Origin of the sequence: Phenylobacterium sp. (genome assembly GCF_044371015.1) — a bacterium.
Lineage (GTDB): Bacteria > Pseudomonadota > Alphaproteobacteria > Caulobacterales > Caulobacteraceae > Phenylobacterium.
On the sequence record NZ_JBILUK010000047.1, the window covers coordinates 1 to 17262 of the forward strand.

A 17262-nucleotide genomic window follows, 5' to 3' on the forward strand; every position below is an offset into this window, starting at 1 on the left:
AGCCGCCGGATCAAACCCCAACTCCGTTTCCGCCGATCGGCCAGCCTCGCTCATCACACCCTCTCGAACCGTCCCGACGCCAAGTGGGAGGAGCGGGCCCCAATCACCCCTACGTCACGCAAGGGGGCTCCGGAGGGCGCGGCCATCCGGCGCTTCTGACTCTCCCGTCTACCAGGCGCCCGCCTCGCGCAGCGCCCGCGCCAGATCTTCAGGAACGTCGCCGAGCGCCGCATCCTCCAGATCCGCCGGCGCGTCCTTGGTCTCCAGATATCGCCACCCCTGAAACGCCCGCCGGGGAGTCGGGACAACCCGCACACAGGTCTCGTCCAGCGTCACCGCGCAGCGGGCCTCGCGCCCCTCCCCCTCCGTCGCAATCGCCAGAATCTTCTGCCGGCTCAGGATCACGCCCTTAAACACCCGATAGAGAGATCCACCGTCCAACAACTCGTCGGCGCGCTTGGGGGTCATCCGGGTGGTCATCACCCAGGGCGCGCCAGGCGCGAACCGGGTCGCTCGCCAGGCCAGCATTTCTTCCACCGTGGCGGCGCCCACGGCCAGCTTGATCATGTGCAACGGCATGGCCCCGGCCATAGCCGCCGTCGTCCCCGGACGCTACCCTCTGTGGTCGTGGGAACCCTGCCCGACATTCCGGTCGATTCGGTCCTCGCGCGCCTCTTCCTGCACCCCAGGGCGCGCGCCGAGACCGAGTGGTTCTCGCTGCCCGGCGGCCATCGCCTGTTCGGCCAGGGCGAGGCGTCCGACAAACTCTTCGTGGTGCGCACCGGACGCCTCGGGGCCTTCCGTCGCGAGCAGGGCCAGGAATCCCAGTTCCTGGGCGTGATCCGACCCGGCGAGCCTGCCGGCGAGATGGCCCTTATCGCCGGTGTCGCCCACTCGGCAGACGTCTACGCGTTGCGCGACTCTGAGATCTTCGCGATCCCCAAGGCGGCGTTTTTTGAGGCCTGCGACGCCGACGCGTCCGTAATGACCGAACTCGCGCGCCTCATGATCCTGCGCAGCCGCCAGTCGGCCCGGCGCGGACCGGTGGGCGAGCCCAGCGTCTTCGGCTTCGTGCCGGTGGGCCGGCCAGGGCCAATCCGCCCGCTGGTCGAGCGTCTCGAACGCGATATCCAGGCGCTGGGCTATGCCGTCACGGTGGTCGGCGCGGAGGCCGCGACCGCCCCAACCGAGTGGTTCTCCGAGGTCGAGCGCACCCACGACTTCGTTCTCTATGTGGCTGAGCGCGACGAGCCGCACTGGGCGCCGTTCGTGCCGCGCCAGGTGGATCGCCTGTTCCGGGTCGGCCGCGGCGACCGGCCCGCTGAGCCCGTACCCATGCCGTCCGGTGCGGCGACCCTGCAGGAACAGGGCCTCGTCGACCTCATCCTGTTCCAGCCGGCCCAAGCCGCGCGTCCGCAAGGCACGGAGGCCTGGCTCGACGTTACCGTCGCGGCGCGCGTGTTCCACCTGAGGCGGGGCCACAACGGCGACCACGCCCGACTCGCCCGGGTGCTCACCGGTCAGTCTGTGGGTCTGGTGCTATCCGGCGGCGGGGCCCGGGCCTACGCGCATGTCGGAGCCATCAGGGCGCTGCGAGAGCGGGGCGTGCCTATCGACTTTGTCGGGGGCTCGTCCATGGGCGCGGTGGTCGCCGCCGGCCTCGCCATGGGCTGGGACGACGCCGAGATGGATCGTCGGCTGCACGAGGCCTTCGTAGACACCAGCCCGCTCGACGACATCGCCTTGCCGTTGTTGGCCATGACTCACGGCATCAAGGTGGGCCAGCGTCTGTCGCATCACTATGGCGAGACCGAGATCGCCGATCTCTGGCTGCCGTTCTTCTGCCTGTCGTCCAATCTCACGACCGGCGCTTACCAGCTTCACCGGCGCGGACTGTTGCGTCAGGCGCTGCGCGCCTCGATCGCGCTGCCCGGCGTCTTGCCGCCCGCCACCGACGGCCAGAACGTGCTCGTGGACGGCGCCGTGATGAAGAACTTCCCAGCCGACATCATGCGGGCGGCCCAGCTCGGGCCGATCGTCGGCGTCGACGTCACCACCTCGCGCAGCATCACCGCCAGGGATGTGGCCAGACCGTCCTCGATCTGGCGCTTTATCTGGTCAGGCCAATGGCGGATGGGCCCGCCCATCGTGTCGCTGCTGATGCGCACCGCCACGGTTTCCACCGGCCGGGATCTCGCCGCGGCGCGCGAGGCGACCGACGTCCTGATCCAGCCAGACCTGGCCGGGATCGAAATCCGTGATTGGCGCGCCTACGAACCCGCCGTGGAGGCCGGATACATCGCCACGCTCGCCGCGCTCGACGGCCTCTCCCGCCCGGTCACTCAGCTCCGCCGCCGCCAGAGCCTCGCCGAACAAGCCGCCCTGGGCAGCCCGACCTCGTCGTTCATGGACACGGCCAACGTCGATTGAGGCCGTATCGATTGGGGCTTTTCGACCCGCGCGACGCGATCCATAGTTTCCGGGTTCTGTTCAACAACTGAAAGGAGGTGATCCAGTGTCTCATAGCAATGGCCGCATGCCGGTGACCGTGACCTGGACCTCCGTGATCGGGGTCCGCGCCTGAGCCTCACTTAGGCCGGTCGCGCACCGCGCAAGCGGTCCGACTATGGAAGGGCCGTCCTGGCGACAGGGCGGCCCTTTTCCGTGGAACACTCGCGGCACTCGCCGACGCATCATTACCTGCCGCATCATCGACTTCCGCCACCTGCCCGCTACCCTCGCCACATGACCCCATCCCGCAGAGCCGTCGGTGAACACCTCCGCGAGTGGCGCACGCGGCGGCGGCTGAGCCAAATGGACCTGGCGCTGGAGGCGGAGATCTCCACCCGGCATCTGAGTTTCCTCGAGACCGGCCGCGCCCGGCCCAGCCGCGAGATGGTGCTTCACCTCTCCGAACAGCTCGAGATTCCACTGCGCGAACGCAACGTGCTGCTTATGGCCGCCGGCTTCGCGCCGATCTTTCCCGAGACCAGCCTCGCCGACCCACGCCTGGAGCCCGCTCGACGCGCGGTCGACATGATCCTCAAAGCGCACGAACCCTACCCGGCCCTGGTGGTCGATCTGCGCTGGAATCTGGTGGCCGCCAACGCGGCGACGGACGTGATGATGGAGGGCGTATCCCCCGACCTGCTCTCCGGCGTGATCAATGTCGTGCGCCTGTCGCTTCACCCCGACGGACTGGCGCCGCGCATCGTCAATCTCGGCGAATGGCGCCAGCACGCTCTGGATCGCCTCAAGCGTCAGGTGGACCTCACGGCCGACCCCGCCCTCGCCGAACTCCTCGAGGAGGTGAAGGGCTATCCCACGCCGCCGGCGCCGGACCGACGGCCCGAGGACTATGGTGACGTCGTGATCCCATTCCAGTTGATGAGCGGCGACACCGTACTGTCGCTGATCGGCACCACCACCGTCTTCGGCACGCCGGTCGACATCACGCTTTCGGAGCTCACGCTCGAGATGTTCTTCCCCGCTGACGCCGCGACCGCCGACGCGTTGCGCGCCGCTCACGAGGCGCGGGCGACATAGCCCAACGAAAAAGCCCCGGACTTGCGTCCGGGGCTCTCGAAATCTCTATGAAAGAAAGATCCTAGTCCTCGCCGAAGCCGCCTTCGGCGGTAGGGCCGGAGTCCTTGCCCTTTTCGGCCGGGTCGCGGTCCACGAACTCGATCACGGCCATGGCCGCGTTGTCGCCGTGGCGGAAGCCGGCCTTCAGCACGCGGATATAGCCGCCGTTGCGGTCCTTGTAGCGCGGGCCCAGCACCGAGAAGAGCTTGCCCACCTGTTCCACGTCACGCACCTGGCTGATGGCCTGGCGACGCGCATGCAGGTCGCCGCGCTTGGCCAGGGTCACCAGCTTCTCCACCACCGGCCGCAGTTCCTTGGCCTTGGGCAGCGTCGTCACGATCTGCTCGTGCTTGATCAGGCTGGCGGACATATTGGCGAACATCGCCGTCCGGTGGGCGGTCGTACGACCCAGTTTGCGGTGGGCTTTGCCGTGACGCATTTCAGTCTCTCCTGGGCTCTCCGGCCCGCCTTGCGTCCGCTCGTCTGGACGCCTGCCTAACCAAGTCCCGGTCTGCTCCCACCCGGGTCAACACGAAGCGCCGGAGCCCTCCACCGCAAGCGCGGCTTCGTCGGGCCCTGACCGCAAGAGGCGGTCCGGAGTCGGCGCGAAAGCGAATTACATCTGGTCTTCGAACTTCTTCGCCAGATCCTCGATGTTCTCGGGCGGCCAGTTCGGCACATCCATGCCGAGATGCAGCCCCATGCCCGCGAGCACTTCCTTGATCTCGTTGAGCGACTTGCGGCCGAAGTTCGGGGTGCGGAGCATCTCCGCCTCCGTCTTCTGGATCAGATCACCGATGTAGACGATGTTGTCGTTCTTCAGGCAGTTGGCCGAACGGACCGACAGCTCCAGCTCGTCGACCTTCTTGAGCAGCGACGGGTTGAAGGGCAGTTCCGGCTTGGCCTCGCCTTCCACCTTCTTCTTGGGCTCTTCGAAGGTGATAAAGATCTGCAGCTGGTCCTGGAGGATACGGGCGGCATAGGCCACCGCGTCCACCGGGCTGACCGCGCCGTTGGTCTCCACTTCCATGATCAGCTTGTCGTAGTCGAGGCTCTGACCCTGGCGGGTCGGCTCGACGCGATAGGCCACGCGCTTCACAGGCGAGTAGAGCGCATCAACCGCGATCAGACCGATCGGGGCATCTTCCGGGCGGTTCATTTCGGCGGACACATAGCCCTTGCCGGTCTGCACCGTGAACTCCATGCGCACGTTCGCGCCCTCGTCCAGCGTGCAGAGCACGTGGTCGGGGTTGAGGATCTCGATGTCGGACGGCGCGTCGATCTGCGAGGCCTTGACCGCGCCGGGGCCGGTCGCCCGCAGCGTCATGCGCTTCGGACCTTCGGCGTGCATCCGCAGCGCCAGCTGCTTGATGTTGAGCACGATGTCGACCACGTCCTCGCGCACGCCTTCCAGCGACGAGAATTCGTGGACCACGCCGTCGATCTGCACCGCAGTCACGGCCGCGCCCTGCAGGGAGGAGAGGAGCACGCGACGCAGGCTGTTGCCGAGCGTCACACCGAAACCGCGCTCGAGAGGTTCGGCCACCAGACGCGCCTTGCGGGCGGCGTCGGCGCCAGTCTCGATCTGCGGCTTCTCGGGACGGATAAGTTCGTTCCAGTTTCTTTCGATCACGGTGTCCCTCGAAAACGCAAAGTCCTCCGGCAGCGAAATCCGCAGCCGGCGTCAGGGAGTATTCAGTCGGTCAGACGCGCCGGCGCTTGGGCGGGCGGCAGCCGTTGTGCGGGATGGGCGTAACATCCCGAATGGTGGTGATCGTCATCCCCACAGCCTGCAGCGCGCGGAGCGCCGACTCACGACCCGAACCCGGACCGGAGACGTTCACTTCCAGCGTGCGGACCCCGTGCTCGGCGGCCTTGCGGCCCGCGTCCTCGGCGGCCATCTGCGCGGCGTAGGGCGTCGACTTACGCGAACCCTTGAAGCCCATCAGACCTGCGCTCGACCAGGAGATGGTGTTCCCCTGGGCGTCGGTGATGGTGATCATTGTGTTGTTGAACGAGGCGTTCACATGCGCCACGCCCGAGGTGATGTTCTTGCGCTCGCGCTTTTTGACGCGCGCCGGTTCCTTGGCCATCGGAGAGACGCTCTCTTACTTCTTCTTGCCGGCGATCGGCTTGGCGGGGCCCTTGCGGGTGCGGGCGTTGGTATGCGTGCGCTGGCCGCGGACCGGCAGACCCTTACGGTGACGCAGGCCGCGATAGCAGGCCAGGTCCATCAGGCGCTTGATGTTCACGGCCGTATCGCGGCGCAGATCGCCTTCGACCATGTAGTCGCGGTCGATGGTCTCACGGATCTGCAGCACTTCCTGGTCGGTGAGCTGGTTCACCCGGCGGGCGTCCTCAATACCGACCTTCCCCACGATCTCGCGCGCCTTCGCAGGGCCGATGCCATGGATGTACTGCAGCGCGATCACAACGCGCTTGTTCGTAGGAATGTTGACGCCAGCGATACGGGCCACGTGCAGAGATCTCCTGGTCACGCAAGAGAAGCGCGAACGGCGCCCCGGCCCCTATTTCCATAGGCATAGGCCGGCGCGTCTTTCGCGCTCTGTCGCGGAAGCGGTTCGTTATATGGAGACGGGCGCCTCCGTCAATGCCGGAAACGCGGATTTGTGAACGAATTGCTTCGCGCGGAGCAAGGGAGCCCTCACCCACGGCGAAGCAACAACTTCGACGAGGTAAGCATGCGTCGAAAGAACGTGCAACGCGCCCGTCCGCTGCGCGGCCGCCCCTCAACCCATGAGCTAAGACCAGCGGGTTCCGGCGCACACTGGCCGGGCGCGGTATCGCCAGGCGACTGTCGAAGCTATCCCAACGCCCGTTCAATCGCGGCGGCGACGGCATCCATCGTGCCCATGCCATCGACTTCCACCAGTTTGCCCTGGTTTTGATAGTAGGGCAGCAGCGGTGCAGTCTGGCCGTTATAGGCGTTGAGACGCACCAGGAAGCTTTCAGGATTGTCGTCCGGACGGCCTGACTCCGCGAAGCGGCCGGCGATGCGGGCCTTGAGGGCTTCGTCATCGACCTTCAGCCGGACCACCAGATCGATCTTCTTGCCGCGCCCGGCCAGCATGGCGTCGAGCGCCTCGGCCTGGGCGATCGTCCGTGGAAATCCGTCGAAGATCGCGCCGCCCGCCGCTTCCGTCTCCGGCAAGCGACTTTCTATCAGTTCGATCACGATGGAGTCGGAGACCAGGTCGCCGCGCTGCATGATCCCTTCGACCCGCTTGCCAAGCTCCGACCCCGAGGCGATGGCCGCGCGCAGCATGTCTCCGGTCGAGAGCTGGACCATGTTGCGGCCGTCCACGAGCCGCTTGGCCTGAGTGCCCTTCCCCGCCGCCGGCGGTCCGAACAGGATCAAATTCATGACGCGCGATTCCTCCCGCAGACGTCCTTCCTGACGCCTTGCCCCATCGTCAGCCAACGCGGCGCGGCTATCGCCGCCCACCACGTAGCTTGGATTTCTTGATCAGACCCTCGTACTGGTGCGCCAGCAGGTGGCTCTGGATCTGCGCCACCGTATCCATTGTCACGCTGACGACGATCAGCAGGCTGGTCCCGCCCATGTAGAACTGGGTTCCGGTCATGCTCATCAGCCCCTCGGGTACAAGGCAGACGATGGTGATGTAGACGGCGCCGATCGTGGTCAGGCGGGTCAGCACGAAGTCGATGTACTCCGCCGTGCGCTTGCCCGGACGGATGCCCGGCAGGAAGCCGCCGTACTTGCGCAGGTTCTCCGCCGTGTCCTCGGGATTGAACACCACCGAGGTGTAGAAGAAGCAGAAAAATACGATCAGCAGGCCGTACAGCAGCATGAACAGCGGCTGACCGTGCTGAAGCTGGCCCGTCACGAACGGAAGCCACTGCATGTGGTCCGGCAGGTCGGCGTTGGCGGCAAAGCCCATCACCGTGGCCGGCAACAACAGCAGTGACGAGGCGAAGATGGGTGGAATCACGCCGGAGGTGTTGATCTTCAGGGGCAGGAAGGACGTGTCGCCCCCCACCATCCGGTTGCCCTGCTGGCGCTTGGGGTACTGCACCAGCAGACGTCGCTGCGAGCGCTCCATGAACACGATGGCCACCGTGACCAGCACCACCAGCAGGATCATGAAGATCAGCGCACCGGCGTTCATCGATCCCGTCCGCGTCAGCTCAAAGGCCTGGAACAGGGACTGCGGCAGAACCGCCACGATACCCGCAAAGATCAGGAGCGAAATGCCGTTTCCGACGCCACGGCTGGTGATCTGCTCGCCCAGCCACATCAGGAACATGGTCCCGCCGGTCAGGGTGACAACCGTCGAAACCACGAAGAAGACGCCGGGATTCTCCACCAGTCCCGGGCTCTGCTGCATGGTCACAGCGATCCCGAACGACTGCACTATCGCCAGCACGACGGTCAGGTAGCGGGTGTATTGATTCAGTGTCTTGCGCCCGGCCTCGCCGCCTTCCTTCCTCAGCTTCTCCCACGGCCCATAAACCGTCCCCAGGAGTTGCACGATGATCGAGGCCGAGATGTAGGGCATCACATTCAGTGCGAAGATCGCCATCCGTTCGACGGCGCCGCCCGTGAACATGTTGAACATGCCCAGGATGCCCTGAGCCTGTCCCTGGAACGCCTGCTGGAAGGCCACCGGATCGATGCCTGGGATCGGAATGTAGGTGCCGAGGCGGTAAACGATCAAAGCCCACAGCGTGAACCAGATACGCTTGTGCAGCTCCGTCGCCTTGCGGAAGGCGTCGAAGTTCAGATTGGCTGCAAGCTGTTCTGCGGCCGAAGCCATGCGACGAATCCCCCGGGGCGGAAGTCCTGACAGATAGGGCGCGGCGGCCCCGAACGCGAGGCCGTCTGCGACTTAGAGCCTGATCAGGCCTCGGCGGCCGGTGCTTCCGGCTTGGTGGTGGTGAGCGTGCCGCCGGCTTTCTCCACCGCCGCGCGCGCCGAAGCTGTCGCCGCGTAGATCGTCAGGTTGAGCTTGGCCTTGCACTCGCCTTCGCCCAGCAGCTTCACGCCATCCTTCACCCGGCGGATCACGCCGGCCTTGAGGAGCGCATCGGCGTCGATGACGGCCTTGGCGTCGAGCTTTCCGGCGGCGATCGCCTGCTCAATGCGCCACAGGTTCACCTCGGCGAAGTCCTTCCGGTTGCGCGAGTTGAAGCCCCGCTTGGGCATCCGCATGTGCAGCGGCATCTGGCCGCCTTCGAAGCCGTTCACGGCGACACCGGAGCGCGCCTTCTGGCCCTTCACGCCGCGACCGGCGGTCTTGCCCTTGCCGGAGCCGGGGCCGCGGCCCACCCGCATGCGACCCTTCGTAGAGCCCTCGCGCGGAGCGAGTTCGTTGAGCTTGGTCATAGGCGCCTCTCCTTGGAGATCTATCGCCCGGCGTAGGCCGGACTCGGCTGATTGTGTTGGTCCTGCCCCTCTTGGGGCAGAAGAGAAGCCGGGACTTAGTCCACCACCTCTACGAGATGAGCAACCTTAGCCACCATGCCCCGCACCGAAGGGGTGTCCTCCAGCGTCGAGACCCGGCCCACCCGGTTGAGGCCCAGGCCGACCAGGGTCGCGCGCTGGTCGCTCTTGCGGCGGATCGGACTGCCGGTCTGACGAACCTTGATCTGAGCCATGGGTCTCAGGCCTCCACTTCGGCCGCGGCCGCCTGGGCCGAGGCGCCATCTGCGCGACGGCCGAGCAGGTCGGAGACCTTCTTGCCGCGCTTGGCCGCCACCTGGCGGGGCGAAGACTGAGCCTTCAGCGCCTCGAAGGTCGCGCGCACCATGTTGTAGGGGTTGGACGAACCCACCGACTTGCCGACCACGTCCTGAACGCCGAGCGTTTCCAGCACGGCGCGCATCGGACCGCCGGCGATGACGCCGGTGCCGGGAGGCGCCGCACGCACCATCACCTTGCCTGCGCCCCAGCGGCCATTGCCGTCGTGGTGCAGGGTGCGGCTCTCGCGGAGCGGCACGCGGATCATCGACTTCTTGGCCTCTTCCGTGGCCTTGCGGATGGCTTCCGGCACTTCCCGCGCCTTGCCGTGTCCGTAGCCCACGCGGCCCTTTTGATCGCCCACCACCATCAGGGCGGCGAACGAGAAGCGGCGGCCGCCCTTCACCGTGGCGGCGACGCGGTTGATGTGCACCAGCTTTTCAACGATCTCGTTATCGCGGTCCTCTTCGGGAGCGCGATTGCGGCGGTCGCCACGCTGTTCGTCTCTGCGAGCCATGATCGTTTCCTAGAAATTCAGGCCGGCTTCGCGCGCGGCGTCCGCCAGGGCCTTCACCCGGCCGTGGTAGATGTAACCGCCGCGATCAAAGACGACGTCCTTGACGCCCTTTTCGATCGCGCGCTGGGCGACGAGAGCGCCCACCTTGGCGGCCGCGTCTTTGTCGGAGCCCTTCACGCCCTTGCCGCCCTCAAGCGACGAGGCGGCGGCGAGCGTGACGCCCAGACCGTCATCGATGACCTGGGCGTAGATGTTCTTGCCCGAGCGGAAGACCGACAGGCGCGGACGACCGTTCGCGACCGTCCGGAGCCGGTTGCGGACGCGCTGAGCGCGGCGCTGGGTGGTTTGGCGGGGAGAAAGAGCCATGGCCTACTTCTTCTTGCCTTCCTTGCGACGCACCGTCTCGCCCTGATAGCGGACGCCCTTGCCCTTATAGGGCTCCGGCGGACGGATGCGGCGGATGCGCGCGGCGGTTTCGCCTACCACCTGCTTGTCGATGCCCGAAATCTTGATTTCGGTCTGCTTGGGCACCGCGAACGCGATGCCGGCCGGCGGCGGGATGTCCACGTCGTGGCTGAAGCCCAGCTGCATGGAAAGCGCCTGGCCCTTCATCGCCGCCCGATAGCCGACGCCGACCAGCTCAAGAGTCTGCTCGTAGCCCTCGGTTACGCCGACCACCATGTTGCTGACCAGCGTCCGTGAAAGACCCCACATCGCTTGCGCGCGCGTCGTGTCCTCACGCTTTGAGAGCAGGATCTCAGCACCTTCCTGGCGGACTTCGATCTCCTCGGCCACGGTCCAGGAGAGTTGCCCCTTCGGGCCCTTCACCGTGACCGTCTGCCCATCGAGGGTGACCGTGACGCCGGCGGGCACTGGGACCGCCTTTTTTCCGATACGAGACATCCTAGTAGACCCGGCAGAGCACTTCGCCGCCCACATTGGCCTCGCGGGCCGCCGTGTCCGACATGACGCCCTTAGGCGTCGACAGGATCGAGATCCCAAGGCCGTTCTTCACCGGCTTCAGGTCGCTGATCGACGAATAGACCCGGCGGCCGGGCTTGGAGACGCGGGCGATTTCCACGATCACCGGGGCGCCGTCGAAGTACTTGAGCTCGATCTCGAACTCAGGGAACGCGCCGGGCTTCTCCACCAGATGGTAGCCACGGATGTAGCCCTCGTCGAGCAACACATCGAGCAGCCGCGCGCGCATCTTCGACGCGGGCGTCGAAAGCTTGCTGCGACCGCGCGCGGCGGCGTTCTTGATGCGGGCGATCAGATCGCCAATGGGGTCGTTGACCATCTTGACCCTCCCTTACCAGCTCGACTTGACGAGGCCGGGGATCAGCCCGTGCGAACCGAGTTCGCGCAGGGAAATCCGGCTCATCTTCAGCTTGCGGTAGTAACCGCGCGGACGCCCGGTCACTTCGCAGCGATTGCGAATGCGGTTGGCCGCCGAGTTGCGCGGCAGCTCGGCCAGCTTAAGGCGCGCATCGAAGCGCTCCTCCAGCGGCAGGCTTTCGTTGTTGGCGATCGCCTTCAGGGCCGCGCGCTTGGCGGCGTACTGCTTGACCAGTTTCTTGACCCGGTCGTTGCGGTTGACAGCGCTCTTCTTGGCCATGTGCCTGTTCCTTCCCGCTGCCTATTGCTGAACAAACGGGAACTGGAATTCCCGAAGAAGCTCGCGAGCCTCGTCGTCGGTCTTCGCAGTGGTGGTGACGATGATGTCCATGCCCCAAATCTGATCGATCTGGTCATAGTTGATCTCGGGGAACACGATGTGCTCCTTCAGCCCCATGGCGTAGTTGCCACGGCCGTCGAACGAGGTCGCCTTGAGGCCCCGGAAGTCCTTCACCCGCGGCAGCGCGATGGTGATCAGCCGGTCCAGGAACTCGTACATCTGATCCTTGCGAAGGGTGACCTTGCAGCCGACCGTCATGCCCTCGCGCAGCTTGAAGCCGGCGATGGAGGTCCGCGCCTTGGTCGCCACCGGCTTCTGGCCGGCGATCTTCGCCAGGTCCGCCATAGCCGAGTTGATCTTCTTGGAGTCGGAGACAGCTTCCCCCACGCCCATGTTGATCACGATCTTCTCGAGCTTGGGGATCTGCATCTCGTTGGTGTAGCCGAACTTTTCCTTCAGCTGCCCGCGGATGCGCGCCTTGTAGTCGGCCTTGAGCCGCGGTTCGTAAGCTTGATCAGCCATTGATCACCTCGCCGGTCGTCTTGGCGAACCGCACCTTCTTGTCGCCGTCCACACGGAAGCCGACGCGGGTCGACTTACCTTTGGAATCGACGACGGCGACGTTCGACAGATGGAGCGACGCTTCCTTGTTCTTGATCCCGCCCTGGGGGTCGAACTGGGTCGGGCGGGTGTGGCGCTGAACCATGTTCAGGCCTTCCACGACGACACGGCCGTCCTTGGGCAGCACTTTCAGGACAGCGCCTTGACGGCCCTTGTCCTTGCCGGTGAGGACCACGACGCGGTCCCCTTTCTTGATCTTCGCGGCCATCACAGCACCTCGGGCGCGAGCGAAATGATCTTCATGTGGTTCTTGGCGCGCAGTTCACGAGGAACCGGGCCAAAGATCCGCGTGCCGATCGGCTCGGATTGCTTGTTCACGATCACGGCGGCGTTCTTGTCGAACCGAATTACCGAACCGTCCTTCCGCTTGATCGCCTGGCTGGTGCGCACGACGATCGCCTGCAGCACATCACCCTTCTTCACGCGACCGCGCGGAATGGCTTCTTTCACCGAGACGACAATCTTGTCGCCCACCGAGGCGTAGCGGCGCTTCGCGCCGCCAAGCACCTTGATGCACATGACCCGGCGCGCGCCCGAGTTATCGGCGACGTCCAGGTTAGTCTGCATCTGGATCATTGGGTCCGATCCTTACGGGTTCAGGCCTGGACCGCGCCGCCGACAGGCAGCACTTCCCAGGTCTTGGTCTTGGAACGCGGAGCGCATTCCACGATCTTCACGATCTCGCCGGCCTTGCAGGCATTGGCTTCATCGTGGGCGTGATACTTCTTCGACCGGCGGACGGTCTTCTTAAGTACGGGGTGCAGGAAGGTGCGCTCCACCTTCACAACAATGGTCTTGTCGCCCTTGTCGGAGACGACAACGCCCTCGAGAATTCGCTTCGGCATCGTTCGTCTCTCCTCAGGCCTTAGCCTGCTTCGCGCGCAGGACGGTCTTGAGGCGCGCGATATCCTTGCGCACCTCGCCCACGCGGTGGGTCTTCTCGATCTGGCCGGTCGCCTTTTGAAAGCGCAGGTTGAACTGCTCCTTCTTGAGGGTGACCAGTTGCTCGGTCAGTTGATCGGGGGTCAGCCCCCGGACGTCTTCAATCTTCATCACGCGTGCTCCGCGGCGGCGTCGATGCGGGTCACGATGCGGGTCCGCACCGGAAGCTTGGCCGCGCCGAGGCGCAGGGCTTCGCGGGCGACGTCGTCTGGCACGCCATCGATTTCGAACATGATCCGACCGGGGTGGACGCGCGCGGCCCAGAACTCCACCGAGCCCTTGCCCTTGCCCATCCGCACTTCGGCCGGTTTCCCGGTCACCGGCACGTCGGGATAAATTCGGATCCACACCCGGCCCTGACGCTTCATCTGACGGGTGATCGCGCGGCGGGCCGCCTCGATCTGCCGCGCGGTGATGCGTTCAGGTTCGACCGACTTCAGGCCGTACGAGCCGAAGTTCAGCGTGAAGCCGCCCTTAGCCATCCCGTGGATACGGCCCTTGAACTGCTTGCGGTACTTTGTGCGCTTGGGAGACAGCATCTTCTTCTAGTCCTCAGGCGTTCGCCGCTTCGCCGCGACGCTCGCGGCGGGGCCCACGGTCCGGACGGTCGCCGCGCTCGCGGCCACCACCCTCGCCCGCCGGACCGCTCTCGCTGGCCAGCCGCTTGTCGAGCGCCATCGGGTCGTGGTCGAGGACCTCGCCCTTGAACACCCAGACCTTCACGCCAATGATCCCGTAGGTGGTCTTGGCCTCGGTCACGCCGTAGTCGATGTCCGCCCGCAGCGTATGACGCGGCACCCGTCCTTCCTGATAGGACTCGGCGCGCGCGATTTCCGCGCCGCCCAGACGACCGGCGACCTCAATACGCATGCCCTTGGCGCCCAGCCGCATACCGCTCTGCAGCGAACGCTTCATCGCGCGACGGAACGCAACTCTGCGCTCCAGCTGCTGGGCGATGTTCTCGGCCACCAGTTGCGCGTCGGTCTCCGGCTTACGGATTTCGACGATGTTCAGATGAATCTCACCGTCCGTCATCGCGGCCACGTCCTTACGCAGCTTCTCGATGTCGGCGCCCTTCTTGCCGATGATCACGCCCGGGCGTGCGGCATAGATGGTGATGCGGCACTTCTTGTGCGGACGTTCGATGATAATCCGCGACACGCCAGCCTGATACAGGCGCTTCTTGAGCTGACGGCGGACCTTGATGTCCTCGTGCAGCAGTCGGCCGTACTCGGGGCCGTCGGCGAACCAGCGGCTGTCCCAGGTGCGGTTGATGCCGAGGCGAAGCCCGACCGGATTGACTTTGTGACCCATCAGGCGGCCTCACCCACTTCGCGGACCACGATCGTGATCTCGCTGAACGGCTTCTCGACGCGGCTGGCCCGACCGCGGGCGCGGGCGTGGAAGCGCTTCATAACCAGGTTCTTGCCCACAAAGGCCTCGGCGACGACCAGCGAGTCGATGTCGAGGTTGTGGTTGTTCTCGGCGTTCGAGATCGCCGAATAGAGCGCTTTGCGCACGTCGCCGGCGATGCGCTTGGAGCTGAACTCAAGCTCGTTCAGCGCCCGCTGCACCTTCAGACCACGAATCGACTGGGCCACCAGGTTCAGCTTGCGCGGGCTGATGCGGATGGTCCGCACCTTGGCCACGGCTTCGGCGTCGGTGAACCGGCGCGCTTTGGCTTGCTTGCTCATGCTACTTCCTCTTGGCCTTCTTGTCGGCCGCGTGGCCCGGGAAGTAGCGGGTGGGCGCGAACTCACCCAGCTTCATGCCGACCATGTCTTCCGAGACCATGACCGGCACATGCTTCTGGCCGTTGTGAACCCCAAAGGTCAGGCCGACAAACTGCGGCATGATCGTAGAGCGGCGCGACCAGGTCTTGATCACGTCCTTGCGGCCAGACGCCTGAACGGCTTCGGCCTTCTTCAAGAGATACCCGTCGACAAACGGGCCTTTCCAGACGGAGCGGGTCATGGCTTAGCGGGCCTTCCGAGCATGACGCGAGCGGATAATGAACTTGTCCGTCGCCTTGTTCTTGCGGGTCTTGCGGCCCTTGGTGGGCTTGCCCCACGGAGTGACCGGGTGACGGCCGCCCGAGGTGCGGCCTTCGCCGCCGCCGTGCGGGTGGTCGATCGGGTTCATGGCCACGCCGCGGACGTGCGGACGGCGGCCCTTGTGACGCGAACGACCGGCCTTGCCGAGGTTCTCGTTCATATGATCCGGGTTCGACACCGCGCCGACCGTGGCGATGCAGGTGTCCATCACCATGCGCAGCTCGCCCGAGTTCAGGCGGATCTGGGCATAGCCCGCGTCGCGTCCCACGAGCTGAGCATAGCCGCCCGCAGAGCGTGCGATCTGGCCGCCCTTCATCGGCTTCATCTCCACATTGTGGATGATGGTGCCGATCGGCATGCCGCGCAGCGGCATGGCGTTCCCCGGCTTCACGTCGGCCTTCTCAGCCGCGATCACCATGTCGCCCACCTTGAGGCGCTGCGGCGCCAGGATGTAGGACAGCTCGCCGTCCTCATACTTGATGAGGGCGATGAAAGCCGAGCGATTGGGATCGTATTCGAGGCGCTCGACCGTGGCCGGAACATCGAACTTGCGACGCTTGAAGTCGACGATGCGATAGAGGCGCTTTGCGCCGCCGCCGCGGAAACGCACGGCGATGCGACCGTTGCCGCCCCGGCCGCCGGACTTTGTCAGCCCTTCGACCAGCGACTTCTCGGGCCGGCCCTTGTGTAGGTCGGACTTGTCGACCAGGACCAGCTGACGCCGGCCGGGCGAGGTCGGATTGAATTGCTTCAAGGCCATCGGATCAGAGCCCCGTCGTAATGTCGATCGACTGGCCCTCGGCCAGCGTCACGATCGCTTTCTTGACGTCGGAACGCCGTCCCATGATGCCCCGGAAGCGCTTGGTCTTGCCCTTCACGTTGATCGTGTTGACCTTCGTGACATTGACCTTGAACAGCGCTTCGACGGCGGCGGCGATCTCGTCCTTGGTCGCCGTGTCGGCCACGCGGAACACCACTTTGTTCTGCTCGCTGAGCAGGGTGGCCTTCTCGGTGATCACCGGCGACAGGATGGTGTCGTAATGGCGGATAGTGGGCGCGACGGCCATCACGCGGCCTCCTCAGGCTGGAACCGCGCCTGGATCGCGTCGACCGCGTCCTTGGTCAGCACCAGGGTGCGGCGGCGCAGCACGTCATAGACGTTGAGGCCGGCGTTCGGCAGCACGTCCACGTTCGGAATGTTGCGGGCGGCGAGCTTGAAGTTCGCATCCACCTCGGCCCCGGCGATGACGAGCGCGTTGGTCACGCCAAGCTTGCCCAACTGGTCGCGGAGAGCGGCCGTCTTGGCCACAGACAGCACGGCGGAGTCGAGCACCACGAGCGAGCCGTCCTTGGCTTTCGAAGACAGCGCATGGCGCAGCGCCAGGGCGCGGACCTTCTTGGGCAGGTCGAACGCGTGGCTGCGCACCACCGGCCCGTGGGCCTTGGCGCCGCCGACGAACTGGGCCGCCCGGCGGGAGCCGTGACGAGCGCCGCCGGTGCCCTTCTGCTTGTACATTTTCTTCGAGGTGCGGGAGACCTCGTTGCGCACCTGGATCTTGTGGGTGCCGGCCCGGCGCTTGGCCAGCTGCCAGGTGACCACGCGCTGCAGGATGTCGCCGCGGATTTCTTCGATGCCGAAGATGGCGTCCGACAGCTCGATCGAGCCGCCCTTCCCGCCGTCCAGTTTGATGACGTCGAGCTTCATTACGCTTGCTCCCCGGCTTCGTTCGCCGTGGCCTCTTCGGCCGGGGCTTCGGTCACCGCAGGCTCAACCGCCGCCGGAGCTCCGGCCGACCGGAAGGCGCCCGGCTTGGGGGCCTCAGCCGGCAGGGCCGACTTCACGGCGTCGCGGATCTTCACGTACGAGCCTTCGGTCCCGGGGACTGCGCCCTTGACCAGGATGAGGCCGCGCTCGGCGTCCACGCGCCAAACAGTAACATTGAGGGTGGTTACGGTTTCCTGGCCGAGATGGCCGGCCATCTTCTTGCCCGGGAACGTGCGGCCCGGATCCTGACGATTGCCGGTCGATCCGTGCGAACGGTGGCTGACCGAGACGCCGTGGGTGGCGCGAAGGCCGCCGAAGTTCCAGCGCTTCATGGCGCCGGCGAAGCCTTTGCCGACCGTGGTGCCGGTGATGTCGATC

Annotated in this window: 29 protein-coding genes; 2 read left to right on the forward strand and 27 right to left on the reverse strand. The window is 65.7% G+C overall.

Features of this window, described 5'->3' with window-relative positions; translation table 11 throughout:
- Positions 1-168: 168 nt before the first annotated feature.
- Positions 169-579, reverse strand: coding sequence for a DUF1489 family protein (locus ACIQ3R_RS06075; RefSeq protein WP_397416323.1), 411 nt, complete (start codon positions 577-579; stop codon positions 169-171).
- Between the two features lie 48 nt (positions 580-627).
- Here ACIQ3R_RS06075 and ACIQ3R_RS06080 point away from each other — a divergent pair, with 48 nt between their 5' ends.
- Together ACIQ3R_RS06080 and ACIQ3R_RS06085 are read left to right on the forward strand one after the other, a co-directional pair.
- A complete protein-coding gene (locus ACIQ3R_RS06080; RefSeq protein WP_397416325.1) occupies positions 628-2430 on the forward strand; it encodes a patatin-like phospholipase family protein in 1803 nt (600 codons plus the stop codon).
- Positions 2431-2745: 315 nt separating this feature from the next.
- The gene (locus ACIQ3R_RS06085; protein WP_397416264.1) at positions 2746-3546 is read left to right on the forward strand and encodes a helix-turn-helix domain-containing protein; all 801 of its coding nucleotides are present in this window, start codon (positions 2746-2748) and stop codon (positions 3544-3546) included.
- A 61-nt stretch (positions 3547-3607) separates the two neighbouring features.
- Here ACIQ3R_RS06085 and rplQ read toward each other — a convergent pair whose 3' ends face one another.
- From rplQ to rplC, 26 genes are all read right to left on the reverse strand, one after another.
- Positions 3608-4024 carry a 50S ribosomal protein L17 gene (gene rplQ / locus ACIQ3R_RS06090; protein ID WP_397416266.1) on the reverse strand — a complete coding sequence of 139 codons (417 nt, stop codon included), beginning with the start codon at positions 4022-4024 and terminating at the stop codon, positions 3608-3610.
- A gap of 177 nt (positions 4025-4201) precedes the next feature.
- The gene (locus tag ACIQ3R_RS06095) at positions 4202-5218 is read right to left on the reverse strand and encodes a DNA-directed RNA polymerase subunit alpha (protein ID WP_397416267.1); all 1017 of its coding nucleotides are present in this window, start codon (positions 5216-5218) and stop codon (positions 4202-4204) included.
- Between the two features lie 70 nt (positions 5219-5288).
- The gene (gene rpsK, locus ACIQ3R_RS06100) at positions 5289-5678 is read right to left on the reverse strand and encodes a 30S ribosomal protein S11 (RefSeq protein ID WP_397416269.1); all 390 of its coding nucleotides are present in this window, start codon (positions 5676-5678) and stop codon (positions 5289-5291) included.
- 15 nt (positions 5679-5693) lie between these two features.
- A complete protein-coding gene (gene rpsM / locus ACIQ3R_RS06105) occupies positions 5694-6062 on the reverse strand; it encodes a 30S ribosomal protein S13 (RefSeq protein ID WP_397416272.1) in 369 nt (122 codons plus the stop codon).
- 347 nt (positions 6063-6409) lie between these two features.
- Complete coding sequence (locus ACIQ3R_RS06110) at positions 6410-6970, reverse strand: adenylate kinase (protein ID WP_397416274.1); 561 nt, start codon at positions 6968-6970, stop codon at positions 6410-6412.
- A gap of 67 nt (positions 6971-7037) precedes the next feature.
- Positions 7038-8384, reverse strand: a complete 1347-nt coding sequence (gene secY / locus ACIQ3R_RS06115) for a preprotein translocase subunit SecY (protein ID WP_397416277.1) — start codon at positions 8382-8384, stop codon at positions 7038-7040.
- A gap of 83 nt (positions 8385-8467) precedes the next feature.
- The gene (gene rplO / locus ACIQ3R_RS06120; RefSeq protein ID WP_397416280.1) at positions 8468-8953 is read right to left on the reverse strand and encodes a 50S ribosomal protein L15; all 486 of its coding nucleotides are present in this window, start codon (positions 8951-8953) and stop codon (positions 8468-8470) included.
- Between the two features lie 95 nt (positions 8954-9048).
- The gene (rpmD, locus tag ACIQ3R_RS06125; RefSeq protein WP_397416283.1) at positions 9049-9225 is read right to left on the reverse strand and encodes a 50S ribosomal protein L30; all 177 of its coding nucleotides are present in this window, start codon (positions 9223-9225) and stop codon (positions 9049-9051) included.
- A 5-nt stretch (positions 9226-9230) separates the two neighbouring features.
- Positions 9231-9824: a 30S ribosomal protein S5 gene (gene rpsE / locus ACIQ3R_RS06130; protein ID WP_397416286.1), complete on the reverse strand. Its 594-nt coding sequence runs from the start codon at positions 9822-9824 to the stop codon at positions 9231-9233.
- A 9-nt stretch (positions 9825-9833) separates the two neighbouring features.
- Positions 9834-10190: a 50S ribosomal protein L18 gene (gene rplR / locus ACIQ3R_RS06135; protein ID WP_397416289.1), complete on the reverse strand. Its 357-nt coding sequence runs from the start codon at positions 10188-10190 to the stop codon at positions 9834-9836.
- A gap of 3 nt (positions 10191-10193) precedes the next feature.
- Positions 10194-10727, reverse strand: coding sequence for a 50S ribosomal protein L6 (rplF, locus tag ACIQ3R_RS06140; RefSeq protein ID WP_397416291.1), 534 nt, complete (start codon positions 10725-10727; stop codon positions 10194-10196).
- A gap of 1 nt (position 10728) precedes the next feature.
- Positions 10729-11124 (reverse strand): 30S ribosomal protein S8, encoded by a 396-nt coding sequence (rpsH, locus tag ACIQ3R_RS06145; RefSeq protein ID WP_397416293.1) that lies wholly within the window; start codon positions 11122-11124, stop codon positions 10729-10731.
- Between the two features lie 12 nt (positions 11125-11136).
- A complete protein-coding gene (gene rpsN / locus ACIQ3R_RS06150) occupies positions 11137-11442 on the reverse strand; it encodes a 30S ribosomal protein S14 (protein ID WP_397416295.1) in 306 nt (101 codons plus the stop codon).
- Between the two features lie 21 nt (positions 11443-11463).
- Entirely contained in the window at positions 11464-12024 is a 561-nt protein-coding gene (gene rplE, locus ACIQ3R_RS06155; protein ID WP_397416297.1) for a 50S ribosomal protein L5, read from the reverse strand.
- The gene (gene rplX / locus ACIQ3R_RS06160) at positions 12017-12331 is read right to left on the reverse strand and encodes a 50S ribosomal protein L24 (RefSeq protein ID WP_397416300.1); all 315 of its coding nucleotides are present in this window, start codon (positions 12329-12331) and stop codon (positions 12017-12019) included. Before rplX ends, rplE begins: the two co-directional genes overlap by 8 nt.
- Positions 12331-12699: a 50S ribosomal protein L14 gene (gene rplN, locus ACIQ3R_RS06165; protein ID WP_111516382.1), complete on the reverse strand. Its 369-nt coding sequence runs from the start codon at positions 12697-12699 to the stop codon at positions 12331-12333. The genes rplX and rplN overlap by 1 nt, the downstream gene beginning before the upstream one ends.
- Positions 12700-12719: 20 nt before the next feature.
- Entirely contained in the window at positions 12720-12968 is a 249-nt protein-coding gene (gene rpsQ / locus ACIQ3R_RS06170) for a 30S ribosomal protein S17 (protein WP_397416303.1), read from the reverse strand.
- A gap of 13 nt (positions 12969-12981) precedes the next feature.
- Positions 12982-13176 carry a 50S ribosomal protein L29 gene (gene rpmC, locus ACIQ3R_RS06175; protein WP_397416305.1) on the reverse strand — a complete coding sequence of 65 codons (195 nt, stop codon included), beginning with the start codon at positions 13174-13176 and terminating at the stop codon, positions 12982-12984.
- Positions 13176-13604: a 50S ribosomal protein L16 gene (gene rplP / locus ACIQ3R_RS06180; protein WP_397416308.1), complete on the reverse strand. Its 429-nt coding sequence runs from the start codon at positions 13602-13604 to the stop codon at positions 13176-13178. The genes rpmC and rplP overlap by 1 nt, the downstream gene beginning before the upstream one ends.
- A gap of 13 nt (positions 13605-13617) precedes the next feature.
- A complete protein-coding gene (rpsC, locus tag ACIQ3R_RS06185; protein ID WP_397416310.1) occupies positions 13618-14379 on the reverse strand; it encodes a 30S ribosomal protein S3 in 762 nt (253 codons plus the stop codon).
- A complete protein-coding gene (gene rplV / locus ACIQ3R_RS06190; protein WP_397416312.1) occupies positions 14379-14759 on the reverse strand; it encodes a 50S ribosomal protein L22 in 381 nt (126 codons plus the stop codon). The genes rpsC and rplV overlap by 1 nt, the downstream gene beginning before the upstream one ends.
- A gap of 1 nt (position 14760) precedes the next feature.
- Positions 14761-15039, reverse strand: coding sequence for a 30S ribosomal protein S19 (gene rpsS / locus ACIQ3R_RS06195; RefSeq protein WP_397416314.1), 279 nt, complete (start codon positions 15037-15039; stop codon positions 14761-14763).
- A 3-nt stretch (positions 15040-15042) separates the two neighbouring features.
- Complete coding sequence (rplB, locus tag ACIQ3R_RS06200) at positions 15043-15879, reverse strand: 50S ribosomal protein L2 (RefSeq protein WP_397416316.1); 837 nt, start codon at positions 15877-15879, stop codon at positions 15043-15045.
- A 4-nt stretch (positions 15880-15883) separates the two neighbouring features.
- Positions 15884-16186 (reverse strand): 50S ribosomal protein L23, encoded by a 303-nt coding sequence (locus tag ACIQ3R_RS06205; RefSeq protein ID WP_397416317.1) that lies wholly within the window; start codon positions 16184-16186, stop codon positions 15884-15886.
- Complete coding sequence (gene rplD, locus ACIQ3R_RS06210; RefSeq protein WP_397416319.1) at positions 16186-16824, reverse strand: 50S ribosomal protein L4; 639 nt, start codon at positions 16822-16824, stop codon at positions 16186-16188. Before rplD ends, ACIQ3R_RS06205 begins: the two co-directional genes overlap by 1 nt.
- On the reverse strand, positions 16824-17262 hold a 439-nt coding region (rplC, locus tag ACIQ3R_RS06215; RefSeq protein ID WP_397416321.1), incomplete at its 5' end, for a 50S ribosomal protein L3. The genes rplC and rplD, both read right to left, overlap by 1 nt.

Coding starts and splice junctions, on each gene's coding strand:
- rpsC (WP_397416310.1), bottom strand. CDS start 14,379: ATGGGTCACAAAGTCAATCCGGTCGGGCTTCGCCTCGGCATCAACCGC.
- rpsQ (WP_397416303.1), bottom strand. CDS start 12,968: ATGCCGAAGCGAATTCTCGAGGGCGTTGTCGTCTCCGACAAGGGCGAC.
- rplB (WP_397416316.1), bottom strand. CDS start 15,879: ATGGCCTTGAAGCAATTCAATCCGACCTCGCCCGGCCGGCGTCAGCTG.
- rplX (WP_397416300.1), bottom strand. CDS start 12,331: ATGGCCGCGAAGATCAAGAAAGGGGACCGCGTCGTGGTCCTCACCGGC.
- rplE (WP_397416297.1), bottom strand. CDS start 12,024: ATGGCTGATCAAGCTTACGAACCGCGGCTCAAGGCCGACTACAAGGCG.
- ACIQ3R_RS06075 (WP_397416323.1), bottom strand. CDS start 579: ATGCCGTTGCACATGATCAAGCTGGCCGTGGGCGCCGCCACGGTGGAA.
- secY (WP_397416277.1), bottom strand. CDS start 8,384: ATGGCTTCGGCCGCAGAACAGCTTGCAGCCAATCTGAACTTCGACGCC.
- rplV (WP_397416312.1), bottom strand. CDS start 14,759: ATGAGCAAGCAAGCCAAAGCGCGCCGGTTCACCGACGCCGAAGCCGTG.
- ACIQ3R_RS06085 (WP_397416264.1), top strand. CDS start 2,746: ATGACCCCATCCCGCAGAGCCGTCGGTGAACACCTCCGCGAGTGGCGC.
- rpmC (WP_397416305.1), bottom strand. CDS start 13,176: ATGAAGATTGAAGACGTCCGGGGGCTGACCCCCGATCAACTGACCGAG.
- rplD (WP_397416319.1), bottom strand. CDS start 16,824: ATGAAGCTCGACGTCATCAAACTGGACGGCGGGAAGGGCGGCTCGATC.
- rpsH (WP_397416293.1), bottom strand. CDS start 11,124: ATGGTCAACGACCCCATTGGCGATCTGATCGCCCGCATCAAGAACGCC.
- rplR (WP_397416289.1), bottom strand. CDS start 10,190: ATGGCTCTTTCTCCCCGCCAAACCACCCAGCGCCGCGCTCAGCGCGTC.
- rplP (WP_397416308.1), bottom strand. CDS start 13,604: ATGCTGTCTCCCAAGCGCACAAAGTACCGCAAGCAGTTCAAGGGCCGT.
- rplN (WP_111516382.1), bottom strand. CDS start 12,699: ATGATCCAGATGCAGACTAACCTGGACGTCGCCGATAACTCGGGCGCG.
- ACIQ3R_RS06205 (WP_397416317.1), bottom strand. CDS start 16,186: ATGGCCGTCGCGCCCACTATCCGCCATTACGACACCATCCTGTCGCCG.
- rplO (WP_397416280.1), bottom strand. CDS start 8,953: ATGACCAAGCTCAACGAACTCGCTCCGCGCGAGGGCTCTACGAAGGGT.
- rpsK (WP_397416269.1), bottom strand. CDS start 5,678: ATGGCCAAGGAACCGGCGCGCGTCAAAAAGCGCGAGCGCAAGAACATC.
- ACIQ3R_RS06110 (WP_397416274.1), bottom strand. CDS start 6,970: ATGAATTTGATCCTGTTCGGACCGCCGGCGGCGGGGAAGGGCACTCAG.
- rpsN (WP_397416295.1), bottom strand. CDS start 11,442: ATGGCCAAGAAGAGCGCTGTCAACCGCAACGACCGGGTCAAGAAACTG.
- rpsE (WP_397416286.1), bottom strand. CDS start 9,824: ATGGCTCGCAGAGACGAACAGCGTGGCGACCGCCGCAATCGCGCTCCC.
- rpsS (WP_397416314.1), bottom strand. CDS start 15,039: ATGACCCGCTCCGTCTGGAAAGGCCCGTTTGTCGACGGGTATCTCTTG.
- rpmD (WP_397416283.1), bottom strand. CDS start 9,225: ATGGCTCAGATCAAGGTTCGTCAGACCGGCAGTCCGATCCGCCGCAAG.
- rplF (WP_397416291.1), bottom strand. CDS start 10,727: ATGTCTCGTATCGGAAAAAAGGCGGTCCCAGTGCCCGCCGGCGTCACG.
- rplQ (WP_397416266.1), bottom strand. CDS start 4,024: ATGCGTCACGGCAAAGCCCACCGCAAACTGGGTCGTACGACCGCCCAC.